We start from the raw sequence: 19,183 nt of genomic DNA on the forward strand, positions 1-19,183 counted from the left end.
CCGCAAAATCGGCGGGAACCGGACACGCGCTGTTCCCCTCAAGCCCTTGAATGTCTAGATATCACCGGACATGAGCGTGATCCGCATCCCTTCGCCCCGTTCCGTGATCGACCGCCGCGCGCTGGTCGAGCGCCTCGAAGCCGTCGTTGCCGAAACCGGCGCCGCGAAGGGCCGCAAGCAGGTGGTGGAGCACTTGCGCGAGGCGCTGGAGCAGGGCCGCGCGGAAATCGCCCGCCGCCTCGTGGAAAAGCCTTCCGCCGGGCACGAAGTCGCCGAAGCGCAGGCCTATCTGGTGGACCAGTTGCTGCGGGTGATCCACGATCACGTTTCCACCCACGTCTACCCGGCGATGAACCGCTCCAAGGGCGAGCGTCTGTCGATCATCGCCGTGGGCGGCTATGGACGCGGCGAGATGGCGCCGCATTCGGACGTCGACCTCGCCTTCCTAACCCCGATCAAGCAGACCGCCTGGTGCGAGCAGGTGATCGAGGCGATGCTCTATTTCCTCTGGGATCTGGGCCTCAAGATCGGCCATTCCAGCCGCTCGGTGGACGATATGGTCCGCATGAGCCGCGCGGACCTGACGATTCGCACCGCCATGCTGGAAGGCCGCTACGTCTGGGGCGACCAGGATCTCTACGAGGACGTGCGCGCGCGTTTCTGGAAGGACGTGGTCGCCGGGACAGAGCGCCAGTTCGTGGTCGAGAAGCTGGCCGAGCGCGAGGAACGCCACAAGCGCATGGGCGACAGCCGCTACGTGGTCGAGCCCAATGTGAAGGAAGGCAAGGGCGGCCTGCGCGACCTGCACACGCTCTACTGGATCGGCAAATATATCCACAAAGTGCGCGATCCCAGCGAACTGGTGGACGTGGGCCTGCTCACCCACAAGGAATACCGCGCCTTCCGCCGGGCCGAGAACTTCTTCTGGGCGGTGCGCTGCCATCTTCACACCATCACCCGCCGCGCCGAGGACCGCCTGACTTTCGACCTCCAGCGCGAAGTGGCGGCGCGGATGAACTATTCCGACCGGCCCGGAAAGAGCGCGGTCGAGCGGTTCATGCAGATGTTCTTCCTCCAGGCGAAGATGGTCGGCACCCTCACCGGCGTGTTCCTGGCCCAGCTCGACGACCAGTTCGCCAAGCGCCAGCCGCGCGGACTGCTGGCGGGCTTCCGCGCCCGCCCGCGCTCGGTTCGTGGCTACAAGGTGTTCGGCGGCCGCATCATGGCGCCCGGCGAGACATGGTTCGAAGCCGATCCGGTGCGCCTGATCGAGATCTTCGTCATCGCCGACCGCGAGGGGCTGGAAATCCATCCCGAGACCATGCGCCTCGTCTCGCGCGATGCCGCGCTGATCCGCGAGGACGTGCGCCGCGACCCGCGCGCCAACGAGCTGTTCATGGAACTGCTCACCAGCCGCAACAATCCCGAGACGGCGCTGCGCTCGTTCAACGAGGCGGGGGTGTTCGGGCGCTTCGTCACCGAATTCGGCCGCGTCAACGCGCAGATGCAGTTCGACATGTACCACCACTACACGGTGGACGAGCACACCATCCGCGCCATCGGCCTGATATCGCGCATCGAGAAAGGCGAGCTGAAGCAGGATCATCCGCTCAGCCACGAGATCATCCACAAGGTCCGCTCGCGCCGCGCGCTCTATGCCGCCGTGCTGCTGCACGACATCGCCAAGGGGCGCGGTGGCGACCACTCGGAAATCGGCGCCGAGATCGCGCTGAAGCTCTGCCCCCGCTTCGGTCTGGACGAGGAGGAGACGGAACTGGTCTCCTGGCTGGTACTGCACCACCTCATTCTTTCCGCCACCGCGTTCAAGCGCGACCTGTCGGACGCCAAGACGATCACCGATTTCGTGGCACTCGTGCAATCGGTTGACCGCCTGCGCCAGCTGACCCTGCTGACGATCGTCGACATCCGCGCGGTCGGCCCCGGCACCTGGAACTCGTGGAAGCGCCAGCTCATCAGCGAACTTTACGGCGCGACCGAGGAACGCCTGCGCTTGGGCCATGTCGAATTCGGGCGCGAGAAGCGCGTGGCGGCAAAGAAAGCCATCGTCGCCGACGGCACTCCGGAAACCGCCGCGCTCGTTGCGGAACTCGGCACCCAGTTCGCCGACGCCTACTGGATTGCCGAGCCGGAAGACGTCATCGCCAAGAACCTCGCGCAGTTCTACAGCTCGCAGGACGACCCGCTGTCGATCGCGACCGAATACTATCCAGCCCGCGGGGCGACGCTGGTCACGGTGATCGCCTCGGACCATCCGGGCCTGTTCTATCGCATCGCCGGGGGCATCCACCTGGCCGGCGGCAACATCATCGATGCGCGCATCCACACCACCCGCACCGGCCGCGCGGTGGACAACTTCCTGGTCCAGGATCCGCTCAGCCGGCCGTTCATGGAAGAGACCCAGCTTGCCCGCCTGCGTTCCTCGATCGAGAACGCCCTAGCCAACCGCATCAAGATCCTGCCGCAACTTGTCGCCCGGCCCGATGCCCGCCCCCGCGCCGATGCCTTCGACGTGCGCCCGCGCGTGCTGGTGGACAACAAGGCCTCCAACCGCCTCACCGTGGTCGAGGTGAACGCCCGCGACCGCCCGGCCCTGCTCAACCGGCTGGCCCATGCGCTGTTCGAATCGAAGCTCATGGTCCACTCCGCCCATATCGCCACCTATGGCGAGCGGGCCGCGGATACTTTCTACGTCACCGATCTGCTCGGCGAGAAACTCACCTCCACCAGCCGCATCAAGACGCTCGAGCGCCGCCTGCTGGAAGCGGCCAGCGACGGAAACCTGACCGAAGTGGCGGCGTGATTCCGGGGCCTGCCGCCATACCCCGACACACAAACCGTCTTCATCACACGGCCTGCCCCGACACGCTCGTCATCCTGAACTCGTTTCAGGATCCATCTTGCCGAACAGACCGTCGTCGATGGTCAGAAATGGATCCTGAACCAAGTTCAGGATGACGTAGGGAGAGGCCGCCGCGTCGGTCCTGCAAAATCGCACGTAAGCTATTGCAACCCCGCGCCGATGGCCCCACTTGTTGCATCGCAACATCCCCATGCGCAGGATCCTGCCCATGAATGCCGAAAACGCTGTCGTTTCGTCCACGTCTTCCGACGCGCTGCAGTCGGTGCTCGTCCTCCAGGGCGGCGGGGCGCTCGGCGCCTATCAGGCCGGGGTTTACGAGGCGCTCGCGGCGGAAGGTCATGCGCCGGACTGGGTGGCCGGCATTTCGATCGGTGCCATCAATGCCGCCATCATCGCCGGCAATGCCCCCGAAGATCGCGTGCGCAAACTTCGCGCGTTCTGGGACGGGGTGAGCCATGAACTGCTCTACCGGCTGGACGTCGGCAACGGGTTCGCCCGACGCGCCTTCAACGAGACTTCCGCCGCCTGGGCCGCGACTTTCGGCATTCCCGGCTTCTTCACACCCCGCCTACCCACTCCCCTGCCCGAGTGGCCAAACGAACTCGACCGCCTGAGCTTTTACGATACCACGCCGCTACGCCAGACCCTGCTGGACCTCGTCGATTTCGATCGCATCAACCACGGCGAAACGCGGTTTTCGGTGGGCGCGGTCAACATGATGACCGGCAATTTCGCCTATTTCGACAATGATGCCGACCGCAACATCGGCCCCGAGCACATCATGGCCAGCGGCGCGCTGCCCCCCGGCTTCCCCCCTGTCCAGATCGACGGCGAATGGTACTGGGACGGCGGCCTCGTCTCCAACACGCCGCTGCAATACGTGCTCGACAACCGCAGCCCCTGCGAGATGACGATCTTCCAGGTCGACCTGTTCCCCTCGCGCGGGGCCGTGCCCAAGACCATGGCCGACATCGCCCAGCGAGAGAAGGACATCCGCTTCTCCAGCCGCACGCGCATGAACACCGATCTTTCCAAACGCCTCCAGGAGATGCGTGCCGCCGCCCAGCGGCTCGCACGCAAGCTGCCGGACGACATGTGCGACGATCCCGACCTGCACCAGCTGCTCGGCTGTCGCCCGGCCGGAGCGGTGGCGGTGATGCACCTGATAAACCGTCCGCGCGGCTACGAGACCATGTCCAAGGACTACGAATTTTCGCGGATGACGGTTACCGAGCACTGGGAAGCGGGCAAGGCCGACGCGCTCTGGTCGCTGCGGAAAGCGGACTGGACCGGGCGCGCCCTGAAGCCGGATGAGATCATGACGTTCGACCTTTCGGCCGACCGCCCCCGCAACGGACACTGAACCGCATATTCGAGGAGAGACGATCCATGAAGCTCAAGGACAAGTCCTGCATCGTCACCGGCGCCGCCAGCGGCATCGGCAACGCCATTGCCCACAAGTACGCCGCCGCCGGCGGCAAAGTGGCGATCGCGGACCTCAACCTCGAAGCGGCGCAAAAGGCCGCCGAAGACATCAAGGCCAGATATGGCACCGAGGCACTGGCCGTGGCCATGGACGTGACCAGCGAGGAGCAGGTTAACGCAGGCGTCGCGCAAGTGGTGGAGGCCTGGGGCACGGTGGACGTCCTCGTTTCCAACGCCGGCATCCAGATCGTGAACCCGGTCGAGAATTTCGCCTATGCCGACTGGAAGAAGATGCTGGCCATCCACCTCGACGGCGCCTTCCTCACCTCCAAGGCGGTGCTGCCCCACATGTACGCGCAGAAATCCGGCTCGATCATCTTCATGGGCTCGGTCCATTCCAAGGAAGCCAGCCCGCTCAAGAGCGCCTACGTCACCGCCAAGCATGGCCTGCTCGGCCTCAGCCGCGTGATCGCCAAGGAAGGCGGCAAGAAAGGCGTGCGCACCAACGTGATCTGCCCCGGCTTCGTGCGCACCCCGCTGGTGGACAAGCAGATCCCGGAGCAGGCCAAGGAACTCGGCATCCCGGAAGAAGAGGTCATCAGCCGCGTCATGCTCGGCCAGACCGTGGACGGCGAGTTCACCACTGTGGACGATATCGCCGAAGTGGCGCTGTTCTTTGCGGGGTTCGAGACCAATGCGCTGACCGGGCAGTCGCTGATTGCGAGCCATGGGTGGTTCATGGAGTAAGAACGTGAAGATAGAAGCAGGGGAGCGTAGCCCCCCTGCGCCGCAAGGAGCGCACTACTGCAAGACGGCGCGCGACGCTGCCATTCCGAGGGTCTGGGGGATCATCCCCCAGGACTTCCCCTTCTTCTTACCCCCGCAACCTTCAACCGCGCCAAAGCCTCATCCCGCCCGATCAGCGGCAGGAGCGCGCCCATGTCCGGCCCATGCTCCATGCCCGTCAGCGCCAGGCGCAGCGGCAGGAACAGCCCCTTGCCCTTGCGCCCGGTGGCATCCTTGAGCGCGCCGGTCAGCGCCTTCCACACGTCCGCGCCCCATTCGATCCCGGCCAGAACCTCGACCGCCTGCGCCAGATAGGCCCGATCCTCATCGCCCTGCGCAGGCGCCTCGACCGGGCCGATCACCACGCGCCACCAGTCATGCGCTTCGTGGACATGTGCAAGGTTGGGGCGAATCGTTTCCCATGCGCCCGCGTCCATTTCCTCGGGCAGACGGGAGGCGACCGCCTCGAAAGGCAGCGCATGAACCACGGCCGCGTTGACCCGCTCCAGCTCGGCTTCGTCGAAACGCGCAGGCGCGCGGCCGAAGCGCGAAAGATCGAAGGCGGCGGCCAGCGCTTCGGCATCCAGCGCAGGATCGACCGGATCGCTGGTGCCGAGACGCCCGAGCAGCGCCACCACCGCCTGCGGCTCGATGCCGATCTCGCGGAAGTGCGAAACGCCCAGCGAGCCAAGCCGCTTGGAAAGCTTGCCCTCGGTGCCCACCAGCAATGCCTCGTGGGCGAAAGCGGGCACCTCGGCACCCAGCGCGGTGAACATCTGGACCTGGGCTGCGGTGTTGGACACATGATCCTCGCCGCGCAGGATCTGGGTGACGCCCATGTCCACGTCATCGATGGCGGAGGGCAACATGTAGAGCCACGAACCGTCAGCGCGGCGAATCACCGGGTCGCTCATCTGCGCCGCATCGAACTTCTGCGGTCCGCGAATACCGTCTTCCCAGGCGATCGGTTCGTCATGGTCGAGCAGGAAGCGCCAATGCGGCAAGTCGCCGGCGGCGATCCTGGCGGCCTTTTCCTCCTCGGTGAGTTTCAGCGCGCCGCGATCGTAGATCGGCGGCAGCCCGCGCCCGAGCAGAACCTTGCGCTTCAGTTCCAGTTCCTGCGGGGTTTCCCAGCACGGATAGACGCGCCCGGCCGCTTGCAGTCGCTCGAATTCGCGCTCGTAGAGGGGGAAGCGGGCGGACTGGCGTTCCTCGCCGCTCCATTCGATGCCGAGCCAGGCGAGGTCGGCATGGATGCCCTCGACATATTCTTCCTTCGAGCGCGCGGCATCGGTGTCGTCGATGCGCAGCAGGAACCGGCCGCCCGCCTGCCCCTTTGCACCTTTTTGGGCCAACAACCAGTTGTGCAGCGCCGTGCGGATATTGCCGACGTGGAGGTGCCCGGTGGGCGATGGAGCGAAGCGCGTTACGGTCATGCCCCGCGCGTTACGGCGGGGCGGGCGAGAGGTCAATTTCGGCGCGCGAAAACCGCCTTCGCCGCCAGGGCCGCGAAGCCCGCGAGCAGCCCCCAGAACGCCGAGCCGATACCGAACAGCGAGACGCCCGAGGCGGTTGCGGCGAAAGTGAGAATCGCGGCGTCGCGCTCCGTCTTCTCCACCAGCATGTTCTCCACCGCCCCCGTCAGCGGAACGATCAACGCGATTCCGGTGAAAGCGGCGATCGAGGCCTTGGGCATCGTCAGGAAGAACTGCACCAGCGGCGCCGAGAACAGGGCCAGCACCAAGTAGAAACCGGCGTAGATCAGCCCCACCGTCCAGCGGCGGCGCTGGTCCGGGTGCGCATCGCTGCTGGTGCAGATCGCCGCCGTTATCGCGGCAAGATTGACCCCATGGGCGCCGAAGGGCGCGAGCAGCATGGTCGCAAGGCCGGTGCCGAGCAGCAGGGGCTGCGGCTTCGGTTCATAACCTGCGCTTCGCAGCACCACGAGGCCCGGCAGGTTCTGCGAAACCAGCGTCACCAGGAACAGGGGTACGCCGATGCTGGCCACGGCCTTGAGATCGAAGGCGGGAACGACCGGCTCCAGCCCGCCGATCAGCGAACGCGGGGCGAATCCCGCCACGTCTCCGCGGAGAAGCACCACAGCCACGCCGGAGACCAGAACCAGCAGCAGCGCGTAGAGCGCAAAGCGCTGCCGGGCGATCACGAAGACCAGCAGCAGAACGATCACCAGCAGCGCATCGGCCTGCAAAGTGCGGAAAAGCTGGAGGCAGAACGGCAGCAGCACGCCCGCCAGCATGGCCGAGGCGACCGAGGCGGGAATGCGCGCCGCCAATCGGCCGAGCGCAGGCACCAGTCCCAGCAGGCACATCAGCGCCGCCGCCGCGACGAAGGCGCCGATCGCGACCGGCCAGCCAACCGCTCCGTTGCTTGCCGCGAGCAGGGCGGCACCGGGCGTGGACCATGCGAGCACGACCGGCATCCGCAGCCACAGCGAGAGAATCGCGCCGGCTACGGCAATGCCGAGGCACAGCGCGGTTACCGCCGAGCCTACTTGCCCGGCATCGGCCCCCAGCGCCTGCATGGCCTGAACGACGAGCGCGACGGTTCCCCCGAACCCGATCAGGGCAGCGATGAGGGCGGAGGTCCACGAGGCGAGCGGCGGAAGTCTGGAAATCATCGCCGGCCTATGGGCAGGTTTTCAGCCGATGGAAAGGCGTTGAAAACGCACAGCGACTCCAGGCGATCATCGTTGCGAGATCGTTCGAGATTTCAGGATGTTTGCGTGAGCGTGGTGGAAATGGTGGAGCCTAGCGGGATCGAACCGCTGACCTCCTGCATGCCATGCAGGCGCTCTCCCAGCTGAGCTAAGGCCCCGTCCATTTCAGCGGATCGCACCTGGGCGGGCGATCCGGTCCCTCACTGCGGCTCAGGCGCTGCGGCGTGGGAGGCAGCCCTCTAGATCGGCTTTTTCGATCTGACAAGAGAAACATTTACGAGCGACGAAAGTTATACTGGATGCTGCGGCAGAACGGCGGTTTCGAGGTTCATCGAAGCGAAACCTCATCCGGCGCAGTCAGAAGATCGAGGCGGTATCGAGAGGGTGCGAAAGGGAGAGCGATCATGATTCGCAAGTTTATCGCCATTGCCGCCATGGGCGGAATGCTGGCAGCCGCCCCTTCGATCGCGGCGGATTCCTGTCGTGACAGCAAGGGCAAGCCTGTACCCTGCAATACCGTGGTCACGAAGAAGACGACCACCAAGGTGACGACTGCAAAAGTCACCAACAGCGTGGTCAAGGGGAAGGACGGCAAGTGTCGTTATGCGACCGGACCGAAGAAGGGTCAGTTCGCGCCGTGCCCCTGACATAAGCCGTCGCGCCGCATAAGCCGGGCAATAAAAAACCCTCCCGGAGGGGAGGGCTTTTTCCGTCTCGGACGGACCTTCCGTAAATCCCACCTTGTTTCTCAAGAGGGGACGGGAAAGCATCTGGGGGCCGGCAAACCGAACAAGTCGGTGCGCAGCCCCCGAACCGATTACTCGGCAGCCGCGGTGGCTTCTTCGGTAGCCGCTTCGGTGGTAGCAGCCAGAGTTTCCTCGGGCAGGGTCTCAACCGACTCGGTAGCAGCTTCGGTGGGCTTTTCGCCACCGCAAGCAGCGAGCGACAGAGCGGCAGCCGACGCGAACGCGGCAAAAGCAATCTTCTTCATGCGAATCCCCTTGCATTGTTTGGCGCATAGGCCAACGCTTGCAGGCAAGCCTGCGGTGCCATTCTTTAGACGAGACAATGGTGCAACGCAAATAGGAAGTAACAGGCCGGAAATCCGCAGAAATCCTAGGGCTTGCACACATATAAAGATATCTTTATATGCCATCGCATGAAAATCGACCCCCTTCTGAGGGCTCTTTCCGAGCCGACGCGGCTGCGCATCATGCGCCTGCTGGCGCATATGGAACTGGCGGTCGGAGAGCTTGCGCAGGTGCTCGGCCAGAGCCAGCCGCGCGTCTCCCGGCACGTCAAGATCCTGTGCGACGCGGGCCTGGCGCAGCGTCGCAAGGAAGGTAGCTGGGTCTTCCTTCGCACGGCCGTAAAGGAAAAGAGCGAGCCGCCGATGGGCGCCGCGGCCGCGCAACTGCTCACGATCGCCGAACGGGACGATCCGGCGTTTTCCGCGCGCTGCTCCGAGGATCGCCGCCAACTCGCTGCGATTCGCGATGCTCGGGAAGCCAGCGCCCAGGCCTATTTCGCCGTCCATGCCGCGGAGTGGGATACGCTGCGCCTGCTTCATGGCGCCGACGGCCCCGTGGAAGCGGCCCTGCTCGCCGCTTTCGGCCGCGAGAGGCTGGGCGCGCTGCTCGATGTCGGCACCGGCACCGGTCGCATGGCCGAACTCCTTGCCGAAACGGCCGATCACGTCACCGCGCTGGACAAGAGCCCGGACATGTTGCGGATCGCCCGCGCCCGGTTGCAAACCCTGCCGGCGGACAAGATTTCGCTGGTGCAGGGTGATTTCACGGCCCTGCCCTTCCCCGCCGGTAGCTTCGACACGGTCTTGTTCCACCAGGTGCTGCACTATGCGCAGAACCCCGGTGTCGTTCTGGCCGAAGCCGCGCGCGTCACGCGTGAGGGCGGGCGCATCGCCGTGGTCGATCTTGCCGCGCACGAACGCGAGGATCTGCGCGAGCGCCATGCCCACGCCCGCCTCGGCTTTTCCGACGAGCAGATGGCCGCCCTATTGGCCGAAGCCGGATTCGCGCCGGAATTGCCGACCATCCTGCCCGGCGATCCGCTGACCGTGAAGATTTGGACGGCGCACCGCCTGCCATCGGCCGATCCCGAGGCTATTTCCGAGATTCAAGACAGAAAGACCGAACTCTCATGACTCCTGCCCCACGACCGGTCTCGGCCCCGCTCTTCGAGGATCTGCCGGGCGATATTTCCGTTTCCTTCGAATTCTTCCCGCCCAAGACGGAGAAGATGGAGGAACAGCTCTGGGACGCGATCACCCAGCTTGCCCCGCTCGCGCCCAGCTTCGTTTCGGTGACTTATGGCGCAGGCGGTTCGACTCGCGAGCGGACGCATTCCACCGTCTCGCGACTCGTGCGCGAGACTGCGCTGGTTCCCGCCGCGCACCTGACCTGCGTCGGCGCCAGCAAGGATGAGATCGCAGAAATCGCAGACCAGTACTGGGAAGCAGGCGTGCGCCATATCGTCGCCCTGCGCGGCGATCCGCCGCCGGCCCAGGGCGGCGTCTTCATCCCGCACCCCGAAGGCTATACCGGCGCCGCCGATCTCGTGGCCGGCCTGAAGGCACGCCATGATTTCGACATCTCGGTCGCGGCCTATCCCGAAATCCACCCCGAAGCGGTAAGCGCCGATTCCGATCTCGACAACCTGAAGCGCAAGCTGGATGCCGGTGCGAATCGCGCGATCACGCAGTTCTTCTTCTCGACCGATGCCTACTTCCGCTTTCTCGACAAAGTGCTGGCGGCGGGCATCACCGCGCCGATCCTGCCGGGCATCATGCCGGTGACCAGTTTCGCCGCGATTCGCCGCATGTCTGGCAACACCGAGATTCCGGCGTGGCTGGAGAAGATGTTCGACGGCTTGGACGAGCGCCCCGGCCCGCGCGCGCTGGTGGCCGCAGTCGCCGCCGCGGACTTGTGCCGCCGGCTCTATCAGGGCGGCGTGCGCGATTTCCATTTCTACACGCTCAACCGCGCCGAACAGGCCTATGCGATCTGCCAGCTTCTGGGTCTGCGCCCCAAAGCGGAAGCCTGAGCAGACTTGTCTCCGAGCCGTTCGTGCAGCAAGGCGCGCGCGAACGGTTCGGCAGGACCGGGCCCGGACCGGGCGATCAAGGATGAAGACCATGAGTGCCAGAGAACAGTTCCTCGCCGAAGCGGCCAAGCGCATCCTCATCACGGACGGCGCCTTCGGCACCGAAATCCAGCGCTGGAAGCTCAGCGAAGCGGACTATGCGGGCAACCTGGGCCTTTCCCACGACCAGAAGGGCAACAACGACATCCTGGCGCTGACCAAGCCCGAAGTGCCCGAATCGATCCACCGCGCCTATTTCGAGGCCGGCGCCGACATTGCCGAGACCAATACCTTCTCGGCCAACCGCATCAGCCAGGCCGACTACGGCGCGGAGCATCTCGTGCGCGAGATCAACGTCGAATCGGCCAGGCTGGCCCGCCGTCTGGCGGATGAGTATCAGGCCAAGGACGGGCGCCCGCGCTTCGTGGCGGGCGCGATCGGGCCGACCAACAAGACGCTCTCGCTCAGCCCCGACGTCAACGACCCCGGTTATCGCGAGATCGACTGGGACCACCTGGTGAACGTCTACAAGGAGCAGGCCGCCGCCCTCGTCGAAGGCGGCGCGGACTTCATCCTGATCGAGACGGTGTTCGACACGCTCAATGCCAAGGCCGGGATCATGGCGGTGCGCCACCTCGAAGCCGAACTGGGCCGCGAAGTGCCGATCATGATGTCGATGACGCTGACCGATCTTTCGGGCCGCAACCTCTCGGGCCACACGGTCGAGGCGTTCTGGCATGCCGTGCGTCACGCGAAGCCGGTGACGATCGGGCTCAACTGCTCGTTCGGCGCCACCCAGCTGCGCCCTCATGTGAAGACCCTGTCCGAACTCGCGGACACGCTGATCATGATCTACCCGAACGCGGGCCTGCCCAACGAACTCGGCCAGTACGACGAGATGCCGGAAACCACGGCAGGCTTCGTGGGCGAATGGGCGGTCGCGGGACAAGTCAACGTGCTGGGCGGCTGCTGCGGCTCTACCCCGGACCACATCGCCGCCATGGCGCAGAAGGTCGCCGGCCTGTCGCCGCGCAAATTGCCGGAACTGACGCCGGTCACGCGGCTCGCCGGGCTCGAACCCTTCACCATGGTGGGCTGAGCCGATGACCGAATTTCCCATCTGGCGCATCCGCCCGGCCACGGCCGACGATGCCGAAGCGCTTGCGCTGGTGGCTTCTGCGACGTTCCTCGAAAGCTTCGCAGGCTTCGTGGACGGTGCGGGAATCGTGGCGCATTGCCGCAGGCAGCACTCTGCGGAGAATTACCGCAAGTACCTGGCGCAAGGCGCGAAGGCCTGGCTGGCCGAAGTCGAGCCGGGCCATGCCCCGGTCGGCTATGCCCTGATCTGCGCCCCCGAACTGGAACTCGCGCAGCAGGGCGATCTCGAACTCAAGCGCATCTACCTGTTCTCGCGCTTCCAGGGATCGATGATGGCGGGCGCCATGATGCGCATCGTGCGCGAAGCGACGACAGCCCTCGGCCACAAGCGCCTGCTGCTGGGCGTGAAGAACGACAACCACCGCGCCCTCGCCTTCTACGCCAAGCACGGCTTCCAGACGATCGGCACCCGGACTTTCGACGTCGGCGGCAAGACCTACGACGATTACGTGCTCGCCCTGAGCCTCGCGAACTGATTCAACGAGAACGACAGACCATGACCTCGATTCATTCCGGCGCCCGTTTCGTCAACATCGGCGAGCGTACCAACGTCACCGGCTCCGCCCGGTTCAAGAAACTGGTCATGGCCGGTGACTATCCCGCCGCCATCGAAGTGGCTCGCCAGCAGGTAGAAAACGGCGCGCAGGTGATCGACGTCAATATGGACGAGGGCCTGCTCGACGCGGTCCACGCGATGACGACCTATCTCAAGCTGATCACCGCCGAGCCGGACATCGCCCGCGTGCCCGTGATGATCGACAGCTCCAAGTGGGAGGTCATCGAGGCCGGGCTCAAGTGCGTGTCGGGCAAGCCGATCGTCAACTCGATCTCGATGAAGGAAGGCGTCGAGCCGTTCCTGGCCCAGGCACGCAAGTGCATGGAATACGGCGCCGCCGTCGTGGTCATGGCCTTCGACGAGACCGGCCAGGCCGACACCCGCGAGCGCAAGATCGAGATCTGCTCGCGCGCCTACAACCTGCTGACCGGCATCGGCTTCCCGCCCGAGGACATCATCTTCGACCCCAACGTCTTCGCGGTCGCCACCGGCATCGAGGAGCACGACCGCTACGGGCTGGACTTCATCGAGGCCGTAGTCGAGATCCGCAAGGCCTGCCCGCACGTCCACTTCTCGGGCGGCCTTTCCAACCTCTCGTTCTCGTTCCGCGGCAACGAGACGGTGCGCCGCGCCATGCACTCGGTGTTCCTCTACCACGCGATCCCCGCCGGGCTCGACATGGCGATCGTCAACGCGGGGCAGCTCGACGTCTACGACCAGATCGACCCCGCCCTGCGCGAAGCCTGCGAAGACGTCATCATGATGCGCCGCCCCGGCGTGGGCGAGGACGGCAAGACCTCCACCGAACGCCTGATCGAACTGGCCGAAAGCTACAAGGGCAAGGACACCGTCGCCGAGAAGGCCGCCGAGGAATGGCGCGGCTGGGACGTGGTGAAGCGGATCGAACATGCGCTGGTGCGCGGCATCGATGCCTATGTGGTCGAGGATACCGAGGAAGCCCGCGCGGCGATCGCCGAACGCGGCGGTCGGCCCATCGAGGTCATCGAAGGCCCGCTGATGGGCGGCATGAACGTCGTTGGCGACCTGTTCGGCTCGGGCAAGATGTTCCTGCCGCAGGTCGTGAAGTCCGCGCGCGTCATGAAAAAGGCCGTGGCCCACCTCATCCCCTTCATCGAGGCGGAGAAGGACGCCAAGACCAAGGCGAAGGGCCGGATCATCATGGCCACCGTCAAGGGCGACGTGCATGACATCGGCAAGAACATCGTCGGCGTCGTGCTCCAGTGCAACGGCTACGAAGTGATCGATCTCGGGGTCATGGTGCCCTGGTCGAAGATCCTCGAATCGGCCAACGAGAACGAGGCCGACATCATCGGTCTTTCCGGTCTCATCACCCCCTCGCTCGACGAGATGGTGACCGTGGCCGAGGAAATGCAGCGTGCCGAAATGAACATTCCGCTGCTGATCGGCGGGGCCACCACCTCCAAGGTCCACACCGCCCTGCGCATCGACCCCGCCTACAAGGGTCCGGTCGTCCATGTGCTGGACGCCAGCCGCGCGGTCGGCGTCGCCTCCCAGCTCCTCTCCGACACCCAGGCCGAGCCCTTCGTCGCCTCCGTGGCCGACGAGTACGAGAAGGTCCGCGTCGCCCGCGAAGGCAAGGGGCAGAGCGAACTGCTTTCGATCGCCGCCGCCCGGACCAATGCCTTCGGCGCAGACTTCACGCAGAAGCCCGGCGCACCGCTCCAGCCCGGCCTCCATGTCTTCGAGGAATGGGATCTCAACGAACTGGTCGAGACTTTCGACTGGACGCCGTTCTTCCGCGCCTGGGAACTCGCGGGCACCTATCCTGCGATCCTCAATGACGAAGTGGTGGGCGAAAGCGCCCGCAGCCTGTTCGCGGACGCCAAGGCCATGCTCGCCAGGATCGTCGAGGAAAAGTGGCTCACCGCCAAGGGCGTCTGCGCCTTCTGGCCGGCCGCAACCAAGGGCGACGACGTTATCCTCGGCACCGGCGCCATGGATCCGCAGGTCATCTACGACGCCATCCAGCAGGGCGTTCACGAAGGCCCTGACTTCGTGCGCCTGCCGTTCCTGCGCCAGCAGTTCAAGAAGAGCCGCGGCCGCGCGAACTACTGCCTGTCCGACTTCGTCGATCCGGCGGGCGACTGGCTGGGCGGCTTCGCGGTCGGCATTCACGGCATCGAACCGCACCTCGAACGCTTCCAGGCCGCGCACGACGATTACTCGGACATCCTGCTCAAGGCCCTGGCCGACCGTTTCGCCGAAGCCTTCGCCGAGCGTCTGCACGGCCATGTCCGCACCACGCTCTGGGGCTATGCGCCCGACGAACAGTTCACCAACGAGGCGCTGATCCGCGAGGAATATCGCGGCATTCGCCCGGCGCCCGGCTACCCGGCCTGTCCCGACCACTCGCTGAAGCCGATCCTGTTCGACCTGCTCAAGGCACAGGACAACGCCGGGATCACCCTGACCGAAAGCCAGGCCATGCTCCCGACGGCCGCCGTCTCGGGCTTCTATTTCGGCCACCCGGAAAGCCAGTATTTCGGCGTCGCCCGCATCGGCCGCGACCAGCTGGAAGACTATGCCGACCGGCGCGACGTGGACGTTGCCGTGGCCGAGCGCTGGCTGCGCCCGAACCTCGACTAGGGCATCTTATAGTAGAAGGGCGGGGCCTCCCTCAGGTGCCCGGACGCCCCGCCAGCGTTTCCGCCGCCTGCCAGAATGCTTCCACGAAAGCCTCATCCTCGACCAGAGGATTGGGCTTTCGCGGCGCGCGTTCGAACCAGTAGTTCCCGCTGGACCGGCCCGGCTCCTCTGCCGTGGCAAGCCAGATCACCGTATCCGCGCCTTGCGCCGTGGTGAGTTTCGGCGCGTCGCCATAGGCCGCCTGCACGCTGTCGGGCGTATGCGAGAAGAAGTTGCTGCCAACTGTGCCCGGATGCACCGAATGCGCGACGATCCCGTCTGCCGCCAGGCGCGGCGCCAGCGCCCTTGCGTGGAGCACGTTGGCCAGTTTTCCGCTGCAATAGGCCGCGCCCGGGTTCCAGTTGCCGAGGTTCTGCAAGTCGGCAAGATTGATGCCGGGGATCATCTCGCTCCCGTCGGACGCCGTGTTGACGATCCTGACGCTGCCTTCGGGGGCCTGCTCCGCAGCCTTGCGCAAGAGGGGCAGCAAACGCGCGGTCAACACGAATGGCGCGAGGAAATTGGCGACATAATTCGCCTCGAAGCCCTCCCCGGTCATCACCTGCTCGCGCGCCATGCCGCCAGCATTGTTCACAAGAACGTCGATCCGATCGACCTTGCCCGCGATCTCCTGCGCCAGCCGCTCGGCCTCGGCCAGCAGCGAAAGATCGGCGCGCAGCATCTCGACGGGTGCTCCGCTCGCGACCAGATCGGCCTCCGCCTCGACGCAGCGCCCCGGATCGCGGCCCACACCGATCACCCGGAACCCCTGCCCCACCAGAGCCCGCGCCGTCTCCAGTCCGATTCCCGAGCTTGCCCCCGTCACGACCGCCACGCGACCTGCCATATCTCTCTCCTCTGATCTCGTTGGCACCATTTCGACTACTCGCGCGGTCGAATCGCAAGGTATTGCGGCGGAAACGGAGGAAATCATCGGTTCAGCGGTTTTCAGACCCGTCATCGCTCTGCCATAAGCGCTGGCGTGCAATCCGCCGACCTCCTGCCTGACGCGCACGAAGCGCTCCACGCCACCTTCGGGTTCAATGCCTTTCGCGGCGTGCAGGAACAGGTCGTCACCCGCGCGCTATCGGGCCGTTCGACCCTGGCCGTCATGCCCACCGGCGCGGGCAAGTCGCTGACCTACCAGCTTCCGGCAGTGATGCTGGAAGGAACCTGCGTCGTCGTCTCCCCGCTGATCGCGTTGATGCACGACCAGTTGCGCTCGGCCACCGCCAACGGCATCCGCGCCGCCACCCTGACCAGCGCCGATGCCGATCGCGGCCTCACCATGGACCGCTTCCGCGCGGGCGAGCTGGACTTGCTCTACATTGCCCCCGAGCGCGCCAGCCAGCCGCATTTCCGCGAACTGCTGGAACAGTCGCGCGTCGCCCTCTTCGCCATCGACGAAGCGCACTGCGTCTCCGAATGGGGGCACGATTTCCGCCCCGACTATCGGCTGCTAAGGCCGCTGCTCGAAGCTTTCCCCGAAGTCCCGCGCCTCGCGCTGACGGCCACGGCAGACCATCACACCCGCACCGACATCCTCGCCCAGCTCGGCATCCCCGAGGAAGGCCTGATCGTCGCCGGGTTCGACCGCCCCAACATCCGCTACACCATCCGCCCACGCGACAATGCGATGCGGCAGCTGAAGGCGGTGATGGAAGAGAACCCCGGCCCCGGCATCGTCTACGCCCCCACCCGCGCCCGCGTGGAACAACTGGCGGAATCGCTCGCCTCGGCCACCGGCCGCCGCGTCCTGCCCTATCACGCCGGGCTCGATCCCGAAGTGCGCGCCCGCAACCAGGCGGCTTTCGTCGCTTCGGAAGACATGGTCATGGTGGCCACGGTCGCCTTCGGCATGGGCATCGACAAGCCGGACGTGCGCTTCGTCGCCCACGCGGGCATCCCCAAGTCGATCGAGGCCTATTACCAGGAAACCGGCCGCGCCGGACGCGACGGCGATCCCTCCGTGGCGGTGATGTTCTGGGGTGCCGACGATTTCGCCCGCGCCCGCCAGCGCCTTTCCGAGATCGAGCCGCACCGCCTGCAAAGCGAACGCCAGCGTCTCGATGCCCTGGCCGGGCTTGTCGAAACAGCCGAATGCCGCCGCGCCGTGCTACTCCGGCATTTCGGAGAGACGCCCGCGCAGACTTGCGGCAATTGCGACAATTGCCTCGAACCGGCGGGCGTGATCGATGTTTCCGAACTGGCCCGCAAGCTGCTGTCGGCGGTCTATCGCACTGGCCAGAGCTATGGCCTGGGCCATCTCGAAAAAGTGCTGACCGGCGCCAGCGACGACCGCGTGCTCCAGCGCGGGCACGACCAGCTTTCGGTCTTCGGCATTCTCACCGCTGAAGAGCAGCCGCTGCTCAAGCCTCTTGCCCGTGCGCTCCAGGCGCGCGGCAGCCTGCTGCCGACCGAGCACGGCGGCCTGTCGCTGGGCGGCGACGCGCGCGAAATCCTCAAGGGCGAAGCCTCGGTCCTGATCGTCGTTCCGCCCAAGCGCGAGAAGAAACGGCGCGGCGGACGCGGCGCGGCGGACAGCGGCGCCAATCCCGTGGGCGATCCACTGTTCGACGCTCTACGCGCACTTCGCCGCGATCTCGCGCAAGAGGCCGGGGTGCCGCCCTATGTGGTGTTCCACGACGCCACCTTGCGCGAAATGGCCGCCGCGCGTCCTTCCTCGTTGGCTGAGCTTGGCGAGATCGGCGGCATTGGTGCTCGCAAGCTGGAAGCCTATGGCGAGGCGTTTCTCGGCGTGCTGCGGCAGTTTTGAACCAACCCGGATCAGCCGTCGTCCCGGACTTGATCCGGGACCGCTGTCAAATCTTTAGGCACACCCTTGCGATGACACGCCTCTGGGCAAGCCGATTGCCCTGCCCAGAGTTAGGCGCGGCTCGGCCAGCGGTCCCGGATCAAGTCCGGGACGACGATCTTTTCAAGCCAACGCCGTTACCGCCATTCGCAATCCGCCCGCGAGGGCGCTTGAGCAGTTTCCGATCCGATTACATCGGATCAACTGCTCCGACCTTCTGGTTGACGCATTTTCCGAGTCATCAGGTGATTCCACCTGATTAGAAAATGCTCTAGGAGCCCGCATGATCCGCATATTGATCGACGCCGACGCCTGCCCGGTGAAAGACGAAACCTACAAAGTCGCCGCGCGCTACAAAGTGCCGGTCGTGGTGGTGAGCAACAGCCCGATCCGCGTGCCGCAGTCGCCGCTGATCTCGCGCAAGCTGGTGAGCGACGCTTTCGATGCCGCCGACGACTGGATCGTCGAGAACACCGCGCCCGGCACCGTGGTCATCACCGCCGACATTCTGCTGGCGGACCGCTGCCTCAAGCTTGGCGCGGAAGTGCTGGCCCCCAACGGCAAGCCCTTCACCACGGCATCCATCGGCGGCGCCATAGCCACGCGGGCGATCATGGCCGACCTCAGGGCCGGCGGCGACGTAGTGGGCGGACCGCCGCCTTTCGGCAAGACCGACCGTTCGCGCTATCTTTCCAGCCTGGACCAGACACTGGTGCAATTGCGGCGCCGGTTTCCCGTCTAACCTTCGCGAGGTTCGAAAGAAACCGGGATGGCCAGCCGGAACGGCAGGTCCGGCGAGGCAATGCGGGATTCCGTGCCGTTTTCGTGGATCAGGACGGCGCGGCCCACGCCCGGCGTCGCCACCACCGCGACGACGCTTTCCACCCAATCATGCAGCAGCGCCTTGGCCCGCGCCAGTTCGGCGGCTTTGCGGGTGGTGGTGCCCGAAGCTTCCAGTTCGGCTTCCAGTTCGACGATGCGCGCAGTGGCTTCCTCGATCCGGGCATCGCTGCCGGTGGTCTGCTCGCTCATCCTTCGTCTCCCGGCCATTCCTGCCAATCTAGGTGGCCACCGGGAGGGAGGGAGGCAAGCCCCCGGCTATCGCTCTCGCGTTAA

17 protein-coding genes and 1 tRNA gene are annotated in these 19,183 nt (G+C 65.6%); 11 read left to right on the forward strand and 7 right to left on the reverse strand.

What is annotated here, in order from left to right; genetic code table 11:
- Window positions 1-70: 70 nt before the first annotated feature.
- Window positions 71-2,821 carry a [protein-PII] uridylyltransferase gene (locus ACI3K3_RS12045; RefSeq protein ID WP_404913919.1) on the forward strand — a complete coding sequence of 917 codons (2,751 nt, stop codon included), beginning with the start codon at window positions 71-73 and terminating at the stop codon, window positions 2,819-2,821.
- A gap of 69 nt (window positions 2,822-2,890) precedes the next feature.
- Here ACI3K3_RS12045 and ACI3K3_RS12050 read toward each other — a convergent pair whose 3' ends face one another.
- Complete coding sequence (locus ACI3K3_RS12050) at window positions 2,891-3,091, reverse strand: hypothetical protein (protein WP_404913921.1); 201 nt, start codon at window positions 3,089-3,091, stop codon at window positions 2,891-2,893.
- On the opposite strand from ACI3K3_RS12050, the gene ACI3K3_RS12055 reads away from it, so the two are divergent.
- Together ACI3K3_RS12055 and ACI3K3_RS12060 are read left to right on the forward strand one after the other, a co-directional pair.
- Complete coding sequence (locus ACI3K3_RS12055) at window positions 3,090-4,244, forward strand: patatin-like phospholipase family protein (RefSeq protein ID WP_404913923.1); 1,155 nt, start codon at window positions 3,090-3,092, stop codon at window positions 4,242-4,244. The two genes, ACI3K3_RS12050 and ACI3K3_RS12055, sit on opposite strands and share 2 nt — an antisense overlap.
- 26 nt (window positions 4,245-4,270) lie before the next feature.
- Entirely contained in the window at window positions 4,271-5,053 is a 783-nt protein-coding gene (locus ACI3K3_RS12060; RefSeq protein ID WP_404913925.1) for a 3-hydroxybutyrate dehydrogenase, read from the forward strand.
- Between the two features lie 101 nt (window positions 5,054-5,154).
- Here the strand turns inward: ACI3K3_RS12060 and ACI3K3_RS12065 are convergent, their stop codons facing one another.
- The 3 genes from ACI3K3_RS12065 to ACI3K3_RS12075 all read right to left on the reverse strand — a co-directional run bounded on the left by ACI3K3_RS12065 (window position 5,155) and on the right by ACI3K3_RS12075 (window position 7,927).
- Window positions 5,155-6,528 carry a glutamate--tRNA ligase gene (locus ACI3K3_RS12065; RefSeq protein WP_404913927.1) on the reverse strand — a complete coding sequence of 458 codons (1,374 nt, stop codon included), beginning with the start codon at window positions 6,526-6,528 and terminating at the stop codon, window positions 5,155-5,157.
- Window positions 6,529-6,560: 32 nt separating this feature from the next.
- Entirely contained in the window at window positions 6,561-7,730 is a 1,170-nt protein-coding gene (locus tag ACI3K3_RS12070) for a benzoate/H(+) symporter BenE family transporter (RefSeq protein WP_404913929.1), read from the reverse strand.
- A 121-nt stretch (window positions 7,731-7,851) separates the two neighbouring features.
- Window positions 7,852-7,927, reverse strand: a tRNA-Ala gene (locus tag ACI3K3_RS12075).
- 246 nt (window positions 7,928-8,173) lie between these two features.
- Between ACI3K3_RS12075 and ACI3K3_RS12080 the strand changes: the two genes are divergently transcribed.
- Window positions 8,174-8,416, forward strand: a complete 243-nt coding sequence (locus ACI3K3_RS12080) for a hypothetical protein (protein WP_404913931.1) — start codon at window positions 8,174-8,176, stop codon at window positions 8,414-8,416.
- 170 nt (window positions 8,417-8,586) lie between these two features.
- Here the strand turns inward: ACI3K3_RS12080 and ACI3K3_RS12085 are convergent, their stop codons facing one another.
- A complete protein-coding gene (locus ACI3K3_RS12085) occupies window positions 8,587-8,760 on the reverse strand; it encodes a hypothetical protein (protein WP_021232409.1) in 174 nt (57 codons plus the stop codon).
- A 168-nt stretch (window positions 8,761-8,928) separates the two neighbouring features.
- Here ACI3K3_RS12085 and ACI3K3_RS12090 point away from each other — a divergent pair, with 168 nt between their 5' ends.
- The 5 genes from ACI3K3_RS12090 (at window position 8,929) to metH (ending at window position 15,213) form a co-directional block, all read left to right on the forward strand.
- Window positions 8,929-9,933 carry an ArsR/SmtB family transcription factor gene (locus ACI3K3_RS12090; RefSeq protein WP_404913933.1) on the forward strand — a complete coding sequence of 335 codons (1,005 nt, stop codon included), beginning with the start codon at window positions 8,929-8,931 and terminating at the stop codon, window positions 9,931-9,933.
- Window positions 9,930-10,832, forward strand: coding sequence for a methylenetetrahydrofolate reductase [NAD(P)H] (gene metF / locus ACI3K3_RS12095; protein WP_404913935.1), 903 nt, complete (start codon window positions 9,930-9,932; stop codon window positions 10,830-10,832). The genes ACI3K3_RS12090 and metF overlap by 4 nt, the downstream gene beginning before the upstream one ends.
- A gap of 91 nt (window positions 10,833-10,923) precedes the next feature.
- Window positions 10,924-11,970: a homocysteine S-methyltransferase family protein gene (locus tag ACI3K3_RS12100; RefSeq protein ID WP_404913937.1), complete on the forward strand. Its 1,047-nt coding sequence runs from the start codon at window positions 10,924-10,926 to the stop codon at window positions 11,968-11,970.
- 4 nt (window positions 11,971-11,974) lie between these two features.
- Window positions 11,975-12,505, forward strand: coding sequence for a GNAT family N-acetyltransferase (locus ACI3K3_RS12105; protein ID WP_404913939.1), 531 nt, complete (start codon window positions 11,975-11,977; stop codon window positions 12,503-12,505).
- Between the two features lie 20 nt (window positions 12,506-12,525).
- Window positions 12,526-15,213: a methionine synthase gene (metH, locus tag ACI3K3_RS12110; RefSeq protein WP_404913941.1), complete on the forward strand. Its 2,688-nt coding sequence runs from the start codon at window positions 12,526-12,528 to the stop codon at window positions 15,211-15,213.
- Between the two features lie 31 nt (window positions 15,214-15,244).
- On the opposite strand, the gene ACI3K3_RS12115 is transcribed toward metH, so the two are convergent.
- Window positions 15,245-16,099, reverse strand: a complete 855-nt coding sequence (locus tag ACI3K3_RS12115) for an SDR family NAD(P)-dependent oxidoreductase (RefSeq protein WP_404913943.1) — start codon at window positions 16,097-16,099, stop codon at window positions 15,245-15,247.
- 135 nt (window positions 16,100-16,234) lie between these two features.
- Between ACI3K3_RS12115 and recQ the strand changes: the two genes are divergently transcribed.
- Window positions 16,235-18,028, forward strand: a complete 1,794-nt coding sequence (recQ, locus tag ACI3K3_RS12120; protein WP_404913945.1) for a DNA helicase RecQ — start codon at window positions 16,235-16,237, stop codon at window positions 18,026-18,028.
- 322 nt (window positions 18,029-18,350) lie between these two features.
- The gene (locus ACI3K3_RS12125) at window positions 18,351-18,809 is read left to right on the forward strand and encodes a YaiI/YqxD family protein (RefSeq protein ID WP_404913947.1); all 459 of its coding nucleotides are present in this window, start codon (window positions 18,351-18,353) and stop codon (window positions 18,807-18,809) included.
- Here the strand turns inward: ACI3K3_RS12125 and ACI3K3_RS12130 are convergent.
- Window positions 18,806-19,099 carry a hypothetical protein gene (locus ACI3K3_RS12130; protein WP_404913949.1) on the reverse strand — a complete coding sequence of 98 codons (294 nt, stop codon included), beginning with the start codon at window positions 19,097-19,099 and terminating at the stop codon, window positions 18,806-18,808. The genes ACI3K3_RS12125 and ACI3K3_RS12130 overlap by 4 nt on opposite strands.
- Window positions 19,100-19,183 lie beyond the last annotated feature (84 nt).

The sequence above is a fragment of the Novosphingobium sp. ZW T3_23 genome, from assembly GCF_044987305.1.
In the GTDB taxonomy this organism is placed as follows: domain Bacteria; phylum Pseudomonadota; class Alphaproteobacteria; order Sphingomonadales; family Sphingomonadaceae; genus Novosphingobium.

Excerpts from the sequence above, each read along its gene's own strand:
- ACI3K3_RS12045 (WP_404913919.1), top strand. The coding sequence starts at position 71 with ATGAGCGTGATCCGCATCCCTTCGCCCCGTTCCGTGATCGACCGCCGC.
- ACI3K3_RS12055 (WP_404913923.1), top strand. The coding sequence starts at position 3,090 with ATGAATGCCGAAAACGCTGTCGTTTCGTCCACGTCTTCCGACGCGCTG.
- ACI3K3_RS12050 (WP_404913921.1), bottom strand. The coding sequence starts at position 3,091 with ATGGGCAGGATCCTGCGCATGGGGATGTTGCGATGCAACAAGTGGGGC.
- ACI3K3_RS12060 (WP_404913925.1), top strand. The coding sequence starts at position 4,271 with ATGAAGCTCAAGGACAAGTCCTGCATCGTCACCGGCGCCGCCAGCGGC.
- ACI3K3_RS12065 (WP_404913927.1), bottom strand. The coding sequence starts at position 6,528 with ATGACCGTAACGCGCTTCGCTCCATCGCCCACCGGGCACCTCCACGTC.
- ACI3K3_RS12070 (WP_404913929.1), bottom strand. The coding sequence starts at position 7,730 with ATGATTTCCAGACTTCCGCCGCTCGCCTCGTGGACCTCCGCCCTCATC.
- ACI3K3_RS12080 (WP_404913931.1), top strand. The coding sequence starts at position 8,174 with ATGATTCGCAAGTTTATCGCCATTGCCGCCATGGGCGGAATGCTGGCA.
- ACI3K3_RS12085 (WP_021232409.1), bottom strand. The coding sequence starts at position 8,760 with ATGAAGAAGATTGCTTTTGCCGCGTTCGCGTCGGCTGCCGCTCTGTCG.
- ACI3K3_RS12090 (WP_404913933.1), top strand. The coding sequence starts at position 8,929 with ATGAAAATCGACCCCCTTCTGAGGGCTCTTTCCGAGCCGACGCGGCTG.
- metF (WP_404913935.1), top strand. The coding sequence starts at position 9,930 with ATGACTCCTGCCCCACGACCGGTCTCGGCCCCGCTCTTCGAGGATCTG.
- ACI3K3_RS12100 (WP_404913937.1), top strand. The coding sequence starts at position 10,924 with ATGAGTGCCAGAGAACAGTTCCTCGCCGAAGCGGCCAAGCGCATCCTC.
- ACI3K3_RS12105 (WP_404913939.1), top strand. The coding sequence starts at position 11,975 with ATGACCGAATTTCCCATCTGGCGCATCCGCCCGGCCACGGCCGACGAT.
- metH (WP_404913941.1), top strand. The coding sequence starts at position 12,526 with ATGACCTCGATTCATTCCGGCGCCCGTTTCGTCAACATCGGCGAGCGT.
- ACI3K3_RS12115 (WP_404913943.1), bottom strand. The coding sequence starts at position 16,099 with ATGGCAGGTCGCGTGGCGGTCGTGACGGGGGCAAGCTCGGGAATCGGA.
- ACI3K3_RS12125 (WP_404913947.1), top strand. The coding sequence starts at position 18,351 with ATGATCCGCATATTGATCGACGCCGACGCCTGCCCGGTGAAAGACGAA.
- ACI3K3_RS12130 (WP_404913949.1), bottom strand. The coding sequence starts at position 19,099 with ATGAGCGAGCAGACCACCGGCAGCGATGCCCGGATCGAGGAAGCCACT.